We start from the raw sequence: 17190 nt of genomic DNA on the forward strand, positions 1-17190 counted from the left end.
ATAGGTTGGGGAATAGCATTACATCTGTATGAAACCATATTTAAAAATTACAATATTGTTAATATCTTATTAATTTGCTAAATAGAGCTGGGTAGTGCTATTACTTTGGATAAATGCTAACATAAATATTGATTCTTAATTTATCTAATCAACTTGCACAAAACCATTATTGATCGTTCATTTTTATTTACTCAATTCCATATTCAGCAAAATATTTTTTACATTTTGTTTATCATATTTATCTTCTCCACGCCAATGCAATACAAAAGTCCAGTCGTGTTTACTTGGTTCTTTTCTGTCATTACGTAGTGGTTTTAAAACACCTGCACACCCAAGTATTTCCATTAGAACATGTCGTTCATCTTTTGAGATATTAAGTACATCTTTTAATCTATCTCTCAATTTACTTGGCGTTTCGCCAACTTCTGAATTACTTATAACAGTGAGTAAGGATTTAAATATCTCAACATCTTGTTCTGTCGGATTAGGCACATTTTCTTTAGCTAATAATGATAGGTCAAGCCAGTTATAAAGCCCATTATTATGTCTAACACCTCCCCACTTAATTCTTTCAAAATTCAAAATATTTAAGTCGATATTTTGTCCATGACCGAAATAAAAATCTGAAACATTATTGTCAATTAAAAGTCGTAGTGCATTCTCAAAACTTGCAAGTCCAGAACGCCAGTCAGGCCGCTTATTTGTCATACTACAAAGAAACGCATCAGTTACTTTTTTAACAGAAATAGTAGATACGACTTCTTTAATTTTTATTATAAGTTCAGGTTTTGTAATATCTAAATTATCAAACATTAAACCTTTTTCTTTAGCATAAGATAGGTCTGTAGTTTTCGTTTTACGATTTTCGTCGTTTGTCCAACCAGAAGATGTCCAATAGGTTTTAAATAAAATGTTTTTTGCTTTCTTGTCCATATTTGGCAAGGTATAAAATGATGGTTAACTACCTTAACGACGCAGGGACAACCTCGATTTCGGTCAAATTCAGGTGCTCTTTATTGAGTGCAATCGCTCCCGCAAACTGCACGGTATCACCTACTTTGGCTTTGGGACGAAACGGAAATACCACCGACGCCCGAATGAGCTTATTGAGCTCAGACGAGACGTTGTTGATGTCCGCTGTTTTGGTAAATTTCGTAATGTCAAACTCTCCCGAGGCATCCCGCAAGGCATTGCCATAAATAAACTCCATGGCAAGCGTCAACTGTTGTTTTGGGGTCTGAATCGTCAGGTCATTTTCATTGATTTGGGTAATGGTTCCTTGGCCTTTCACCAAAAAATAACGAATGTTCCCAATCGCCGTCGCGTGTGAATACATCTCAAACGCCTTGTTTTTATCGGTCGAAAGCAAGGTTGTCAGTTCGTCAATATCAGGAGCGGTAGCCAGTTTTAGCGTAAGCTGTTTTTCCAAAAAGGTTTTGGCAAAAGCTGCGGCATCAAACTTCCCCGAAGCCTCGGCTTTCACTTCGTCTAACTTCCTAAAATACAACGAATTGTACGCCAATAGCAGCACCACTACGCTCCCAATTCCGTACTTGAGCCACGGCAGCGTTTTATTGTTCTTTTTTTCCAAAAGCGGCATAGTTTTCGATGTTCTTTTTGGTGACTAATTCCACAGCTACGGGTAGTTTTTGGGCAAATTCACGTTTGCCTTTCAAATATTCGTCGGCATAAATGGCAGCCGTTTGCGCCATTACTTTCGGGAACTGCATACCAGTTGCCACAATTTTCCCGTCCTTAATAGCCGAAACCACGTCGTCGGCACCGTCAAAGCCAAATACTTTTACTTTGCTGGCTTTTCCCGCTGCCGCGAGGGCTTGGTACGCTCCCATCGCCATGGCGTCGTTGCCACAAAAAACGGCGTCGATGTTGGGATTTGCTTGCAAAATCGACTCCATGACGTCCATGGCTTTATTTCGGTCAAAATCGGCACTTTGTTGCGCCACCATTTTGAGGCTTGGGTAATTATCCACCACGCTGTGAAACCCTTGCGAACGCGCCCAAGTGTTATTATCACCCACCAGTCCAAGCAGCTCGACGTACGTTCCTTTTTTATTGGTTTGTTGCACAAAAAGCTTGGCCAATTCTACACAACCCGAATAGCTATCCGACAAAATTTGCGAGGTGGCGGCATCGGTGGCGTTGATTTCGCGATCCATACAAAACACGGGAACGCCCGCGGCTTTGGCTTTTCGCACATTTACGACCGAGCCTTCGGCATCTGTAGGGTTAAACAAAACAGCACTGTACCCCGACACCAACGCATTTTCAAAGTGGTCAGATTCTAACGCCGTGTTGTTTTGAGAATCAAAAATTTTGGTTTCGTAGCCCAATTCTTTGGCTTTGGCGGCGGCATTGTCGGCCAAAAACACAAACCAAGGATTGTTGAGAGTCGAAATGACAATCGCCATCTTTTTCGGGGTGTTTGAGTCTTTTTTCTCTGCACAACCCACAAGTAGCAGAAAGAGAAAAAAGCCCCCTAATCGAAGCATAAGCCATGCAGCACTTTTTTGGAACACGGAGTTGCGCGGAGTTTGACACGGAGTCACACCGAGGCTTGTTTGCTGATTAGCGTTCCTTAATTGTCTTTGGTGAAACATATCATCATTTTTTAAGGAAAAACAGTTACAATTACCCGTTGATAACGCGTCAGGGCAGGCGTGCCATTATCAGTGACAGCCAATACAATATGGATAGTCTCGGGCTGGGTCACTTTGGGGGCGACAAACGATGTCTCCGCTTTCTTACGGTCGGTGAGCTGAATGCCATTTTTGTTTCCGTACGTGCCAGGTTCGGCATAATACATCCAATCGTAACGCAGGCTGTTGCCATCAGGGTCGGTGCTGCCTTGGGCGCTCAATGGTACCTTTTCGCCACTTTTTGCTTTGAGCAAGTTAGCATGACCCAATTTCGCCACGGGCGGGTGATTTGCTTCCTTGTAAGGCTTTACACACCAGTCCATACGGGCCGCAAAATCGTACTGATACGCTTCGCGCCAGCGCCAAATCGTGGCTTGATTTCCTGTATGGTAAACACTATCAGCGCCCAAGACTTCGTCCACGGCATCGGCCCACATCGGACGGGTTTCGGGTTCGTAAAACCATTTTTGGGTACGTGGGGTGTACAATTCATAACGCCCGCCCCAGTTGCCCCAATTGGGGTGCTCGGGGTCGCTTAGGCCGTTTTCCATTAAGTATAAAAACGTAGGGGTATCGCCTTCCATCAAAAACTTCACGGCAGGGTATTCTTCGCCCAGCGGCCCGTGGTTTTTGCGGATGTTTTGCTCCAGCCAAGGATTATCAACAATGCTAAAGTTACCACCAGAAAATCGTCCGTGAAACTTATCGCCGCTAATACCCGTCCACGTAGAATAATGGTACGCGCCGTTGGCATGAAACCCTGGACTTGCGATGTAAAACAACTGTGGGAAGTTTTTGCGAATCCACGGCCCCGTGTCGTCTTGGTCGGAAATGGTATAAACCCGAAGTTTGGCCACAAACTTGGCCACTTCGTCGGGCGTACGGGTCATTTTTACTTTCCAAAGGGCTTGCGCGAGACAATTGGCGCCGCCCCAAACGGGTATCCACAGCGGGCGGGGGTCGGCTTTATCAGCCTGACGAATAATCCATTCGGAGCCTTCCGAATCTTTTCCTTCGCCAATGGCTTCCATGCCAAATTTGGGCAGTCCTGATTTGATACTACTCAACAAATAGCTGGTTTCGGGAAAACCTTTTTCGTGCAAAAGCAGGTTACTCCGCACTTTGTCGTAGGCATTGACAATCTTTCGAATGCTTTCGGGAGCGACACGTTCGCGCTGGTGAACGGAGGTCGTGGCAACGATGCCCTCAATGTCCCACTGGTTGGAATAAACCAAAAACCGCACCATCGACTCGGTGTCGTCGGGTTCGTTTTCGATGTCGGTCAGCACCAATACGCGCCTTTTTTCAGGGTTTTGGGCGTACAATTGCAGCGTTACCGACAGGGTTAAAAGTAAAAAAAGGCGTTTCATGTCAAGGTGTTTAGGAGTGTTTTTACTCGTGAGGCAATCCCACTTTCCGAAATTCCGTAATGATTCAAAATTTCCACTTGTGAGCCCGTAACGGTGTATTCGTCGGGGATGCCGAGAATATCAAACGGTTTGTGGTAACGATTTTTCAGCAACCACGACGCGCACGCTTCGCCCAAGCCTCCGTTTACGCTATGTTCTTCTACGGTCAGGATGGCTTTACATTCAAGAGCAAGTTCGGACAATAATTTTTCATCCAAAGGCTTGATGGTGTGCATACTTACTACCGTAGCTTCGATGCCATTTTCAGTCGCTAATTTTCGGGCGGCTTGCAGGGCGGGATACACCGTTTCGCCATTGGCAATAATGGCCACGTCGCTCCCCCGTCGAATTACGCGTCCCTTACCAATTTGGAAAGTTGTTTCGCCCGTTTCGTCCAACAGAGGCATGGGTTTCTTGCCAAAACGCAGGTAATATGGCTGCTCCGATGCGGCAACTTGCTGTACTGCTTGAGTGGTCTCAAAGCTATCGGCAGGGACAACAATCGTCATGTTATGGATGGCACGAAGCACTGCAAAATCGTGCAAACTATGGTGCGTTGAACCCAACGCTCCGTAACTCACTCCCGCGCTGATGCCGATGAGTTTTACGGGGTTATTGGAGTAGGCAACGTCGTTTTTGATTTGTTCCAATGCCCTTGCGGTCAAGAAACAGGCGGGCGACACGGCAAATACTTTCTTCCCCGCCGAGGCCAATCCCGCTGCCATTCCTACTAAGTTTTGTTCGGCAATGCCTACTTCTACGATTTGCGCGGGGTATTTTTTACCAAACGGCACCAATTTCCCCGACCCACGCGAATCGCTGGTGACGACCACGATGTTGCGGTCGGTCGCAGCCAATGCTTGCAGTGTTTCTGAAAACACGTCTTGATTGGCAGCACTCGTGCCCGCAATGGGGGCTTTTAGTATTTCATTACCCATTTTATTTTAAATCAAAGTGCTAAAAATGTGTTAACCACATAGATACATAGGGAACATTAGCCGTTAACGGATATTGATTCCCCCATTGGGATCAGGGAGCTGGGCTTAGTTCCTGCATTGCTATTTTATATTGCTCTTCGGAAGGGACGCCGTGGTGCCATTTGAGTTCGTTTTCCATGAAGCTCACTCCTTTCCCTTTCACCGTATGCGCTATCATCACGCTCGGCTTTCCCTTTTCAAACGGCAAAGCATCAAACGCTTCTTTCAGCGCGACGACATCGTTTCCGTCCACGTGGCGCACTGCCCAGCCAAAACTCTCAAATTTTTTATCTAAAGGTTCGGTATTACAGACGTCTTTGGTGGGCCCCGTGATTTGCAAACCGTTCAAATCCACAATCGCACAGAGGTTATCCAATTTGTAATGTGCTGCGGTAAGTGCCGCTTCCCAGTTGGAGCCTTCGGGCAATTCACCGTCGCCCATCAACGTAAACACCCGATAATCGCGGTTATCCATTTTTGCCGCCAAAGCCACACCCGCACTCATTGGAAGACCATGCCCCAATGCTCCCGTATTTTGCTCCACTCCATTTACCTTTCGCGTAGGATGACCAATGTAGTGCGACTGGTATTTACAAAGCGTTTCAAGGTCCGACTCTGGGAAAAAACCTTTGTCGGCCAGCACCACAAACAATGCTTCCACACAGTGCCCTTTGCTCTGAATATAGCGGTCTCGGTCGGGCGAGGTGAACGTTTCGGGCGTAACATTTAGGACTTCGTTGTACAACACATTCAAAATATCAATACACGACAACGACCCTCCCGTATGCCCCGCCTTCGCTTTGTAGATGTATTTGAGGATGTTACGGCGGTATTCCGTAGATTTATTTTTAAGATTTTCCATGACATTTTATCCGTAATAATCTGTGTTACGGAGTATCAGTATCATCTGTGTTCCAATTAATCACAAAAATTAGAACACGGATTTAACGGATGCAAGCAGCACAGATTTACACGGATTCTAATCAGTGTTTATATACCTCCCAACCCATGTAATTCTCCAAGGCTTCTTTTAATATATCCGCTGTTTTTGAGGCGTTCATCACGACGTGGTGTTCAAAACCATTGCGACAAATATATTTCATTAACCCCTGCAAATCAGCAATTTGAGCCACGGCACGGTTTCCAAATGTCGTAAGTGGGTCGTTGGTTAAATCGCCTTCACCGATGTACGCTTTGATGATGCCCTTCGGGTCGTCGGTGCTGATACGCCCGTAGGTCAGCGGCATGGCGGGCGTACGGCCATCCAAAGCACCGTAGGTATTTTCAACCCCTACCGAAGTACCCAAAATCGGTGCATTACTTATCTGAATATCAGGCAAAAACGACTTCGCCCAGTTGCCACAGTGGAAGAGCACGCACTTGTTTTCATCGTCGGCGTAGTTGTTGTTCCAATCCACCAACGCACTCGGTGAGCCCGACGCCAACTGCATGGCGTACATGCTCAACGTCCCCGTCACGTCCACCTCGCACGCACTTGGAAGCATGTTTTCGCTCATGATACTCATGCTTGTGCAGACGTTGCAACCGTAGTTTTGCTGCAAGCTCGTCCAGCACTGAATGGCAGTGGCGTCGAGGGCGTTTTCTTCCATAATTTCCTTCAATACCACGTCTAGTTTCGCAATTTGAAGCATCGCTTCATTCGGCGTTTTTCCTTTGGGGGCGTAGGCATTGATGGATTCCAAATGTTGTTTTACAACGGCGCTATCGGCCGTCAATTTGTTGGCACGACCAAGAATCTCCGAAAGGTCGAAGGTCGTTACCGTAATGCCGTTTCGTTGAAGGATTTTTTCGGAATAGCGTACCGTGTTAAACGCCCCAGGTCGTGCGCCAATGGCGCCAATACGCACATTTTTCAACCCTTTCACCACGCGACAAACGGCCACAAAATCCGTCAAATCTTTCTGAAACTCCGCCGAAGACGGTGAGCTAACATGCTGACTGGTAAGGGTGTATTTGATGCCGTATTGGTATAAGTTGTTGCAAACCGAAATCTTTCCGCACCACGAATCGCGGCGATTGACGACGTTCATCTTGCTCAAATCATCGGGATACGCCTGAATCAACACAGGCACGTTCAAATTCGCTAATTTCAGCGTATCTGCCACGCCTTTTTCATCACCGAAGTTGGGTAAAAGCACCAAAATTCCGCTGATTTCCTCGCGGTGAGCTTTGAACAAATCGGCACATTTTTGCGCTTCTTTGAACGTCTCTACCCCGCCCAGTTTGGTGTCGTTGCTGTCCAAAAGGATAGGGGTAAGTTTCAACTTTGCAAAAACATCAATGATTTCGGTTCTTGCCTTTTCTACCAAACTATCTGGAAAAAAATCCCTGTTTCCGATGATGATACCAATACTTGCCATTTTCTATCAATTCTTTTTGAATGAGGTTTGTCAGGGCTAAAGCCCTTCTTAATTATCTTGACCTTCTTTTCCACGCCCTGAAGGGCGTAGTTAAAGGAGAGTTTATTTCTCTTATAACTCCATGCTTTAGCATGGGGATAACCCGATATTTCTTACAACAAGGGCTTCAGCCCTGACTATTATTTCGCAATAATGACTTCAATGTCGTTTTGCTTAAAAAGCTGTAAATGACCATCTTCGATGCCACTGTCGGTTATCAAATAATTAATCAGTGACAACGCTCCAAGGCTCGCAAAAGCACTTTTTCCTACCTTGCTCGAATCGGCTACCAAATAGGTAGTTTCGGCGGCGTCAATCATTGCTTTTTTTACCACTAAGTCACTGATACTCGGATAGGTAAGTCCCGCTTTGAGCGAAATCCCTGCCGTGGCTAAGAACAACTTTTGCACATGGATTCCTTTGAAAAAATCGGCGGCTTTCTGGCCCGTTAGCGACAAAGTAGGTGGCTTAAACTCCCCTCCCGTCAGAATCACTTCGATGTTTTGTTCCGCCCCCAGCATCAAGCCAATGTTCATGGCATTGGTGATAACCGTCAGGCGGCGGTTTCCTTTTATTTTTTTTGCGATTTCGGTGGTTGTGCTTCCCGAATCCAAAATAATCGTATCGCCGTTGTCGATAAAGTCGAGGCAGGTAGCCGCAATGATTTCTTTTTTGTCCATGTTTTCTTGATGGGCCAACGAAAACGAGCTTACTTGTTCCCGCACACTTTTCAAATACGCCCCTCCGTGTTCGCGCACCACAATCCCCTCTTTTTCAAGCTTTTCTAAATCTTGCCGAATCGTTACTTCGGTTACTTTGAACAAATGGGCTAAGTCCACTACTTTGGCAGAGCCGTCTTCGTACAACAGCTCTAATATTTTTTCTCTTCTTTGATTTGGAAGCATTGTTTTACTTTTTAAGGCATTTGAACAGATTGATTTCCTTCAAAGAAAAGAAATAATAAGAAAACAAAAAACAACGCCTTGCCCCTTTTCTCAACATAAACGCTCCTAATCAGCAGTATCCGTAGGAATTGCTCTTTTTAAACGGGGACAAAACTCTTTTGTTTTTTGCAAATTTCTAAACAAAACAAAAACAAATGAAAGAAAACAGAAAAATATTTTTATTTTTAACAACAAAACAAAAGAAGCCTTTATTGAATTATTCAAATATTAATTTTCCCAAAATCGGCTTTTTACTTACAAAAAAGAGCAAAACAGAGCCAAAATCACATTTTCTTGCCTAGTATTCGTTTTACAACAATTTGTACTTTACTTATTCAAAAAACATTATACACTTTCGTTTACTTTTGTTTCATCAGGACGGCTCAGGACGGGGATACGTTGTCACAAATCTATTTTTGTTTCACTTTTCATTGATTTTATAGTAACAATTCTACATTCCCAGCCTCAATCTTACCGTCATGAACCTTTATCTACCCTGTTTGTATCCAAAGTATTCGAGGTACATTTCTTTTGTTTTGCTTTTATTTTGTTTTAGCCAAGCCATTGGCCAAAACAAACCCGTCACGGGAAAAATTACTGACGAAACAGGCAAGCCCGTTCCAGGGGTCTCGATTGTCGTAAAATCAACCACGACAGGAACCATCTCAAACGCAGAAGGCGCTTATAGCCTCGCTGCTCCCGAAAACGCTACGTTGGTTTTTAGCTCAGTGAGTTATGAAACGCAGGAAATCGCCATCAACAAGCGGTCTATCATCAACGTTTCGTTGTTGCCTTCCAGCAAAATCTTGAACGAAGTAGTAGTAGTTGGTTATGGTACACAAAGCAAACGTGCCGTAACAGGCGCCGTTGCGTCCATCAACAATAAGCAATTCCAAGACCGTTCGTTTAGCAACGTGGCGCAGTCGTTGGCGGGGCAGGTAGCTGGGGTCAATATCTCCCAAGCACAAGGTGCTCCAGGCTCGTCGCCGTTCATTAAAATTCGCGGGGTAAGCTCGATTACGGCAGGGACGAACCCGCTGTTGGTGGTTGACGGTGTACCGTTGGAAAACTTCAACCTTAATATGATTAACCCGCAAGATATTGAGTCGGTAGAAGTGCTAAAAGATGCTTCGTCGGCGGCAATTTACGGGTCGCGCGGGTCGAGCGGGGTGGTGATTGTGACCACCAAACTCGGCAAAGCAGGCAAGCCAAGTGTCAGTGTAAACCTCGAATACGGCTCGCAAAAAGTAGCCCGTCAAATCGAAATGATGGATGCGCAGCAATTTATCCGTACGTACATCGACGCCAAAAACAACGCATGGATTGCGGCAGGTGGAAAAGCCACCGATGGCAACGCATTACGTCCAACTTTATTAAAAATCCCTGAAGACTTCTTGACCAATCCTCAACAATTTGGTGCGGGTACCAACTGGCAAGACGTGATGTTCAGAACGGCCCCAATGTACAACGGCCAAATCTCGGTATCGGGTGGGACAGAAAAAACGCAATACATGTTTTCGGGGGCGTATTTGGACCAAACGGCCATTTTGGACATGAACTATTACAAGCGTTTGGCCCTCCGCTCCAACGTAAAAACGATGGTCACTGACAAATTGACCATTGGCTTAAACTTGGGTGTAACGAGCATTTTTGACCGCACCGAAGGCACCAAAGGCAAAAGCGACGTCATTAGCTTAGGCTTGCAGAGCAACCCACATTTTCCCGTTTACAACGAAAATGGTAACCTCGGCTACCGCGACCCCAACTCTACTTGGTTCCGTTTTACGTCTTTTGGCGATATGAACCTTTGGCATCCTTACTCGCTCACCCGCGAGGTGGACAAAGGCACCAAATCGTTCAATACGTTGGGAACAGCCTATTTGGAATACAACATTTTGAAAAACCTCAAGTTTCGTACTAGCCTCAGCGGCAACCTTTTCAACACGCGCAACCACTTTTATTGGAACGACAAACAAAAATATGGCTATTCAGCCGTCTTGGCCGCGCAAGCCAACGCAGGCAACAGCTACATGTTCAACTGGTTGAGTGAGAACACATTGACGTACGACAAACAAATCGGCGACCATTCACTCACGGGTTTGGTAGGTTATACCTCGCAAAAGCAGCGCGACGAAACCATGTACGTAGCCGCCAACAACTTCCCCAACGACTTAGTACACACGCTTAATGCGGGTACTGTCACAGCAGGAAACACCACCGCCAGCGAATGGTCACTGCTGTCGTATATTGCGCGTTTGCAGTACAATTTCAACAATCGCTATTTCTTGACAGGAACGATTCGCCGCGATGGAATGTCGCGCTTCGGGGACAACAACAAATGGGGCTATTTCCCATCGGTATCAGCAGGTTGGTTGATTTCGGATGAAGCCTTTATGAGCAATTTGAAAAACATCAACAACCTCAAACTCCGCGTCAGCTACGGTGTAACGGGCAACAACCAAATCCCGAACTACGGAGCAGTGAGTTTGTTGGCTGCCTCCAACTACGTTTATGGAAGCACCATGAACAACGGTTTGCGCGTCAGCAGCATCGCCAACCCCAATTTGAAATGGGAAAAAACCAACATGTTTAACCTCGGTTTGGATTTGGGAATATTGAACAACCGTATCTCTGGTTCGGTAGAGTTTTACAACTCCCTTACCCGCGACATGCTCCTGTTTGTTCCCGTACCTGACATCACAGGTTTTTCGTCTCAATTGACCAACATCGGAAAAATGCGTAACCGTGGGATTGAGTTGAACATTTCAACCAAAAACACCGTAGGCGAGTTTAAGTGGACAACAGATTTTAACTTCTCTCGCAACCGCAACAAAGTACTTCAACTCGGCCCAGGCAACGCGCCTATCCAGTACGTTGACAACGTCGTGACGGTTCGGACTGAAGTAGGCCAACCCGTTTCTAATTTCTACGGATATATTTTCGACGGTGTGTTTAAAAACCAAGCCGAAGTGGATGCCTATCCGCACCACGCCAGCACCACCCCAGGCGACCCGAAAGTACGCGACGTAAACGGCGATGGCAAAATCACCGACGCCGACCGCACTATCATTGGCAACAACCAACCTGATTTTATTGCGGGGATGACCAACACCTTCACTTACAAGGGTTTTGACTTTTCTTTTATGCTTCAAGGGTCGTACGGCGGCGAAATCGCTAACAACAACATCCGTTACTTAGGAACGTGGGACAACGGCCGTAACTTCTACGCCAGCATGTACAACTACTGGCGTTCAGAAAGCGACCCAGGAGACGGCATTCACTTCAAACCCAACGTAAGTTACCAAGGGTTGCAGAAGCAGTTTTCGTCGTATTGGGTAAGTGATGCTTCGTTCTTGCGCATGAAAAACATCCGTGTTTCGTACGCCATTCCGAGCAAAATGTTGAGCAAGATGAACATGAAGTCAGCACGAGTGTATGTCAACGCCGAAAACGTATTTATCCTTTCTAAATACAAAGACGGCTACGACCCCGAGAATACCACTTACGGAACTACCTCGTACAGCAGCAGCATGGAGACTTCGGGCTCATACACCAGCGGAAACGCTCCTGTTCCTGGTGCTTTCCAAGGCGTTGATTACGGTTCGTACCCACTTCCACGCGTGATTACAGTAGGTGTCAAGGTTGATTTTTAATTTCATCTTGATTGGTTATCGGTTAACAGATAACGGTTAACATGTTAATTTCAAAAAACACAAAGCAATGAACAAGTTCAAACATATAATAGCAGCCTGCCTCACTGGAGTTGTGATGAGCAGTTGCGGCGATTCTTTTCTTCAATTAGCGCCTGTTTCCAACCCCAACGCAGGTAATTTTTTCAAAACCAAAGCCGATTTTGACTTGGCTTCCAATGCCGCTTACGCAACCCTTTACACGATTTATAACCCCGAAGGGCCTGTTTCGTACACGGGTGAGTTAATGAGCGACAACGTGACAATCCTGAACATTTCGGGTAACATGGCCGACAAATGGCAGTTTCGCGATTATACCCTCGCACCTGCCAATACAATGGTGTACCAGTTTTGGCAAGATTTTTACCGCTCTTTATACAACATTAACATTGTACTCGATAAAATCGAAACGGCCGACGTGGACGCAGCCTACAAAGACAAAGTAAAAGGTGAAATGATGTTTTTACGCTCACTTTATTACTTCCAAATGGTCCAGATTTGGGGAGAAATTCCGCTCGTGACTAAGCCCATCACAGCCGAAGAAAGCTACGGCGTGTTGCGCTCTCCCGTTACGGAAGTGTATGCTCAAATTGTCAAAGACTTGCAGTTTGCGGCTAGTAAACTTCCATTAGCCTCAGCTGCTGGCGCTGGCAAGGTTTCCAAAGGAGCGGCACAAGCGTTGTTGGGTAAAGTGTATTTGACCATGGGAGATAAAACCAACGCCGCTACCACCCTAAAAGAAGTTGTGAGCAGCGGTCAGTACCAATTGCTTCCCAGCTATGCCACTTTATGGAGCCCTACCAATAAAAACACCAAAGAATCTATTTTTGAAATTCAATACCTGGGAGGTTCGTCAACGGCGCCATTCAGCGACTATTACCTCGGCTTTTTCCCCAACTCCAACGCCCTTGGGTTTTATGGAAGCGGCATGAATCAAGTTGTGGACGATACTTGGAACGAATACGAAACGGGTGACGCACGACGGGTGGCTTCGATTGATACGGGCTTCACGGATGCCAAAGGAACGTTTACCCGCGTCAAATTTCCTAAAAAATGGCAAGACAAAACGGCTCCTATCATCGGACAACGCATTGCGGCCAACAACAACTTTATGGTATTGCGCTATGCCGACGTGTTGTTGCTGTTGACCGAAGCCACGGGCGACGCACAATACCTCAACCAAGTGAGAAAAAGAGCAGGAATGCCAGAGTTCGGTACGGCAGCCTATCCTTCAAAATACAGCACCATCGAAGCAGCTACCGAACACGAGCGCCGCGTGGAGCTTGCCTTTGAATTTCAACGCTGGTTTGACCTCAAACGTACCAATCGCGCCCTCACAGTATTGGCGGCCAAGGGTAAAAGTGTTTCTCAAGCCAAATTGCTGATTCCAATTCCTAACGTAGTCAGAGATCAAAACAGTAAGATTACCCAAAATGCAGGGTATTAAATCATCGAGTTACAAGTAGGAGACGCTGGCTAAAACCTTTGAAATTCAGAGCGTTTTAGCCAACGTTTATCCCCCATTTAACCACTTAAATAGCCTCCGTTTTGAATGGAACGCATATCTGCTACTTATTTTATTGAAACGCCTTTTGACGTTGAAAAGGCTGCCAACGTGTTGGCTGGTGAACAATCCAGCGGCACTTTTGTGGCTATTCCTGGCGAAACGGATGAGTTAAAAGAACGCTTTGCTGCCAAGGTAGAATCAATCGAACTGTTGGAAACGGTCGCACAACCCGCTTTGCCTGGTGCCGAAGGCTACGACGAATACCACCGCGCTAAACTCAACGTATCTTGGTCGGTTGAAAACTTTGGGTATAATTTGCCCGTGATGATTTCGACCTTACAAGGGAATCTATACGAACTGACTCAGTTCACGGGACTAAAACTCATGGACTTAGACGTCCCCGACTCTTTTGCTGCGCACTTTGCAGGGCCTCGTTTTGGAATAAAAGGCTGCCGTCAACTGACCCAAGTGTATGACCGTCCGCTCATTGGTACCATCATCAAGCCTAGCATAGGATTGGCCGCCGAGCAAACCGCGGCTTTGGTAAAAACCTTGGCCGAGGCAGGCATTGATTTTGTCAAAGACGACGAACTCATGTCTTCTGCCGCCAACTCTACCTTTGAAGCGCGGGTGAACGCAGTCATGGACGTCATCAACCGCCACGCCGACGCCACGGGCAAAAAAGTGATGTACGCCTTCAACCTCAGCGGTGAGCTGGACGTTATGCTTCGGCGGTACGAATACCTTCTCCAAGCAGGGGCAACCTGTGCGATGGTGAGTATCAATACCGTGGGGCTGGCGGGCGTCAAAAAAATCTGTGACCAAGGAGCACTTCCTGTTCATGCTCACCGCAACGGCTGGGGCATGTTGACCCGCCATCCGTTGTTGGGAATCGATTTTGTAGCGTACCAAAAACTTTGGCGTTTGGTGGGCGTTGACCAAATTCACGTCAATGGCATTCAGAATAAATTTTGGGAAAGCGATGATTCCGTCGTACGTTCCATCGAAGCCTGCCGCCGACCCTTGTTGGGAGGTTTTGAGGTACTCCCCGTCGTTTCTTCGGGGCAATGGGGAGGGCAAGCGCCCGAAACCTACCGTCGTACTCAAACAGTGGATTTACTCTACATGGCAGGTGGCGGTATTATGGCGCATCCCAGCGGCCCATCGGCGGGTGTAGTAGCCCTCAAACAAGCATGGGAAGCCGCCGTGAAAGGCTGGAGCGTAGAAGAAGCCGCGCAGTTTTATCCCGAATTTGGGAAATCGGTAGAGAAATTTGGAAAGTCTTTGAAGCTACTCTCTGTATCTTAGGCGATGAGGAACGGTTAATCGTTATCTGTTAACCGTTAATAGTGCTGAATACTATTATAAAGCATGATATTATACCCCTCTGTCTAAGTTCAATATGGTATTAAAAGAATGAACAAACCTAATAAGTCTTTACACGTCCTCCTGTAAAACCCTGACAATTAACGGTTAACTGATAACGATTAACATTTTTTAGCCCTGACTTTAAGTTATCAATGACATTACAAAAAGAACTCTTATTGGCTTTTTACGGTGACGACTTTACGGGTTCGACCGATGCGCTCGAATCCCTGAGTCGGTCGGGAGCGCGTACGGTGTTGTTTATTGAGCCTCCTACCCTCCAGCAAGTTCGCCAGTACGAAGGTTTACAAGCCATTGGCATTGCGGGGCTTTCGCGCTCACTTTCGCCTGCCGATATGGAGCGGGAGCTTCAGCCTACATTTGAAGCCCTTCAAGCGCTTTCTCCAAGGCACGTTCATTACAAAGTTTGCTCCACGTTCGACTCCTCTCCCAGCATTGGCAGCATTGGCAAAGCCCTTGAAATCGGCGCAGAAGTATTTCAAGCGTCGTGGGTTCCCATTTTGGTCGCGGCACCTTCATTGGGGCGTTATTGTACTTTTGGAAATCTGTTTGCGCGCATGGGTATTGGTAGTCAAGGAGTTATTCACCGCCTCGACCGTCATCCATCCATGAGCGTCCACCCCATCACTCCTGCCCACGAAAGCGACTTGCGTTTACATTTAGCTCAACAAACGGAACGCACGACGGGGCTTTTTGATATTTTGCAAATTGAACAACCTGAGCCCTCGGTTCCCTTTCAAGAAGTGCTACAAAAGGGGTTTGACAATATCCTTTTTGATGCCTTGTACGATCATCACTTACCACGCATTGGCAAGCTTTTGGAAGAAAATGTTCCTTTACACAGGCCGCTTTTTTCGGTAGGTTCGTCGGGCGTTGGAAGTGCATTGGGAGCGTATTGGCAGCAAACGGGGCAGCTTCAAGCCCGTACCGATTGGGAATCGGTTGACATTGATACCCCTATTTTGGTTATTTCGGGCAGTTGCTCTCCCGTATCAGCACGACAAATTGCGTGGGCGGAGCAGCACGAATTTGCCTCTTTGGGCATTGACACCGCAGCCGTGGTAGAAGCCGAAAATACGTTAGAAGTTTTAGAAATTATCATCCAAAAAGCTATCCAAAAAATTCGTCAAGGCCAATCGGTTATTGTCCATACCAGCAAAGACAACCAAGACCCCCGCATCGCTCAAACGAATGCTATTTTTGAACAAAAAGGGCTGACGCCCGCAGAAATTCGTTCGCAGACAGGGCTGATTTTTGGAAATGCTTTAGGAACCGTAGCGCGAGAAGTGGTGGCTCAAACCAACGTGCAACGCGTGGTCGTGGCAGGTGGCGATACCTCCAGCTATGCCGCCCGCGCGATGGGCATTGAAGCCGTTGAAATGCTCGCTCCACTAACGCCAGGTGCGCCCATTTGTGTCGCTCATGCCCCTTCATCGACGTTAGATGGGAAACAAGTTATTTTCAAGGGGGGGCAAGTGGGAACTGAAAATTATTACGAGGCCGTGAAAGGGGTTTCTGGCCGTGGGAGGGGTTTCTCAAAACCCCGACGACATCAAACACTAGGTTTTGAGAAACCTAACCGCGGTTAGGAGTAACCGCGGGCACACGACACGTGAAAGGGTTTCTAGCCGTGGGAGGGGTTTCTCAAAACCCCGACGACATCAAAGACTAGGTTTTGAGAAACCTAGACGCGGTTAGGAGTAACCGCGGGCACACGACACGTGAAAGGGTTTCTAACCGTGAAAGGGGTTTCTCAAAACCCCGACGACATCAAATACTAGGTTTTGAGAAACCTAACCGCGGTTAGGAGTAACCGCGCGCACACGACACGTGAGAGGGTTTCTAGCCGTGGGGGGGGGGGCTCAAAACCCCAACAACATCAAGCACTAGGTTTTGAGAAACCTAACCGCGGTTAGGAGTAACCGCGGGCACACGACACATGAAAGGGTTTCTAGCCGTGAAAGGGGTTTCTCAAAACCCCAACAACATCAAACATTAGGTTTTGAGAAACCTATCCGCGGTTAGGAGTAACCGCGGGCACACGACACGTGAAAGGGTTTCTAGCCGTGAAAGGGGTTTCTCAAAACCCCGACGACATCAAACATTAGGTTTTGAGAAACCTAACCGCGGTTAGGAGTAACCGCGGGCACACGACACGTGAAAGGGTTTCTAGCCGTGAAAGGGGTTTCTCAAAACCCCGA

The 17190-nt window shown here is 46.7% G+C and carries 12 protein-coding genes; 4 read left to right on the plus strand and 8 right to left on the minus strand.

Features of this window, described 5'->3' with window-relative positions; translation table 11 throughout:
• Positions 1–183: 183 nt before the first annotated feature.
• The 8 genes from AC23N5_RS24905 to AC23N5_RS24940 all read right to left on the minus strand — a co-directional run bounded on the left by AC23N5_RS24905 (position 184) and on the right by AC23N5_RS24940 (position 8368).
• Positions 184–933 (minus strand): hypothetical protein, encoded by a 750-nt coding sequence (locus AC23N5_RS24905; protein WP_487757700.1) that lies wholly within the window; start codon positions 931–933, stop codon positions 184–186.
• A 28-nt stretch (positions 934–961) separates the two neighbouring features.
• The gene (locus AC23N5_RS24910; protein WP_487757701.1) at positions 962–1591 is read right to left on the minus strand and encodes a DUF2291 domain-containing protein; all 630 of its coding nucleotides are present in this window, start codon (positions 1589–1591) and stop codon (positions 962–964) included.
• On the minus strand, positions 1572–2510 hold the full coding sequence (locus AC23N5_RS24915) for a substrate-binding domain-containing protein (RefSeq protein ID WP_487757702.1): 939 nt from the start codon (positions 2508–2510) through the stop codon (positions 1572–1574). Before AC23N5_RS24915 ends, AC23N5_RS24910 begins: the two co-directional genes overlap by 20 nt.
• 119 nt (positions 2511–2629) lie before the next feature.
• Positions 2630–4027, minus strand: a complete 1398-nt coding sequence (locus AC23N5_RS24920) for a DUF1593 domain-containing protein (RefSeq protein ID WP_487757703.1) — start codon at positions 4025–4027, stop codon at positions 2630–2632.
• Positions 4024–5004 carry a transketolase family protein gene (locus AC23N5_RS24925; RefSeq protein WP_487757704.1) on the minus strand — a complete coding sequence of 327 codons (981 nt, stop codon included), beginning with the start codon at positions 5002–5004 and terminating at the stop codon, positions 4024–4026. The genes AC23N5_RS24920 and AC23N5_RS24925 overlap by 4 nt, the downstream gene beginning before the upstream one ends.
• Positions 5005–5095: 91 nt before the next feature.
• Positions 5096–5905 carry a transketolase gene (locus tag AC23N5_RS24930; RefSeq protein WP_487757705.1) on the minus strand — a complete coding sequence of 270 codons (810 nt, stop codon included), beginning with the start codon at positions 5903–5905 and terminating at the stop codon, positions 5096–5098.
• Between the two features lie 121 nt (positions 5906–6026).
• On the minus strand, positions 6027–7424 hold the full coding sequence (locus AC23N5_RS24935; protein ID WP_487757706.1) for an L-fucose/L-arabinose isomerase family protein: 1398 nt from the start codon (positions 7422–7424) through the stop codon (positions 6027–6029).
• Between the two features lie 179 nt (positions 7425–7603).
• Positions 7604–8368, minus strand: a complete 765-nt coding sequence (locus AC23N5_RS24940) for a DeoR/GlpR family DNA-binding transcription regulator (RefSeq protein ID WP_183979746.1) — start codon at positions 8366–8368, stop codon at positions 7604–7606.
• A gap of 518 nt (positions 8369–8886) precedes the next feature.
• Between AC23N5_RS24940 and AC23N5_RS24945 the strand changes: the two genes are divergently transcribed.
• The 4 genes from AC23N5_RS24945 to AC23N5_RS24960 all read left to right on the plus strand — a co-directional run bounded on the left by AC23N5_RS24945 (position 8887) and on the right by AC23N5_RS24960 (position 16578).
• On the plus strand, positions 8887–12060 hold the full coding sequence (locus AC23N5_RS24945; RefSeq protein ID WP_487757707.1) for a SusC/RagA family TonB-linked outer membrane protein: 3174 nt from the start codon (positions 8887–8889) through the stop codon (positions 12058–12060).
• 67 nt (positions 12061–12127) lie between these two features.
• Positions 12128–13543 carry a RagB/SusD family nutrient uptake outer membrane protein gene (locus AC23N5_RS24950; protein ID WP_487757708.1) on the plus strand — a complete coding sequence of 472 codons (1416 nt, stop codon included), beginning with the start codon at positions 12128–12130 and terminating at the stop codon, positions 13541–13543.
• A 105-nt stretch (positions 13544–13648) separates the two neighbouring features.
• Positions 13649–14911, plus strand: a complete 1263-nt coding sequence (locus AC23N5_RS24955; RefSeq protein ID WP_487757709.1) for a ribulose-bisphosphate carboxylase large subunit family protein — start codon at positions 13649–13651, stop codon at positions 14909–14911.
• 212 nt (positions 14912–15123) lie between these two features.
• Positions 15124–16578: a four-carbon acid sugar kinase family protein gene (locus tag AC23N5_RS24960; RefSeq protein ID WP_487757710.1), complete on the plus strand. Its 1455-nt coding sequence runs from the start codon at positions 15124–15126 to the stop codon at positions 16576–16578.
• Positions 16579–17190 lie beyond the last annotated feature (612 nt).

This window comes from Runella sp. R5_40, assembly GCF_057652295.1.

What these genes read in the sequence shown, in the direction of transcription:
- AC23N5_RS24905 (WP_487757700.1), bottom strand. Translation starts at nt 933, where the DNA reads ATGGACAAGAAAGCAAAAAACATTTTATTTAAAACCTATTGGACATCT.
- AC23N5_RS24915 (WP_487757702.1), bottom strand. Translation starts at nt 2,510, where the DNA reads ATGCTTCGATTAGGGGGCTTTTTTCTCTTTCTGCTACTTGTGGGTTGT.
- AC23N5_RS24920 (WP_487757703.1), bottom strand. Translation starts at nt 4,027, where the DNA reads ATGAAACGCCTTTTTTTACTTTTAACCCTGTCGGTAACGCTGCAATTG.
- AC23N5_RS24925 (WP_487757704.1), bottom strand. Translation starts at nt 5,004, where the DNA reads ATGGGTAATGAAATACTAAAAGCCCCCATTGCGGGCACGAGTGCTGCC.
- AC23N5_RS24930 (WP_487757705.1), bottom strand. Translation starts at nt 5,905, where the DNA reads ATGGAAAATCTTAAAAATAAATCTACGGAATACCGCCGTAACATCCTC.
- AC23N5_RS24935 (WP_487757706.1), bottom strand. Translation starts at nt 7,424, where the DNA reads ATGGCAAGTATTGGTATCATCATCGGAAACAGGGATTTTTTTCCAGAT.
- AC23N5_RS24940 (WP_183979746.1), bottom strand. Translation starts at nt 8,368, where the DNA reads ATGCTTCCAAATCAAAGAAGAGAAAAAATATTAGAGCTGTTGTACGAA.
- AC23N5_RS24945 (WP_487757707.1), top strand. Translation starts at nt 8,887, where the DNA reads ATGAACCTTTATCTACCCTGTTTGTATCCAAAGTATTCGAGGTACATT.
- AC23N5_RS24950 (WP_487757708.1), top strand. Translation starts at nt 12,128, where the DNA reads ATGAACAAGTTCAAACATATAATAGCAGCCTGCCTCACTGGAGTTGTG.
- AC23N5_RS24955 (WP_487757709.1), top strand. Translation starts at nt 13,649, where the DNA reads ATGGAACGCATATCTGCTACTTATTTTATTGAAACGCCTTTTGACGTT.
- AC23N5_RS24960 (WP_487757710.1), top strand. Translation starts at nt 15,124, where the DNA reads ATGACATTACAAAAAGAACTCTTATTGGCTTTTTACGGTGACGACTTT.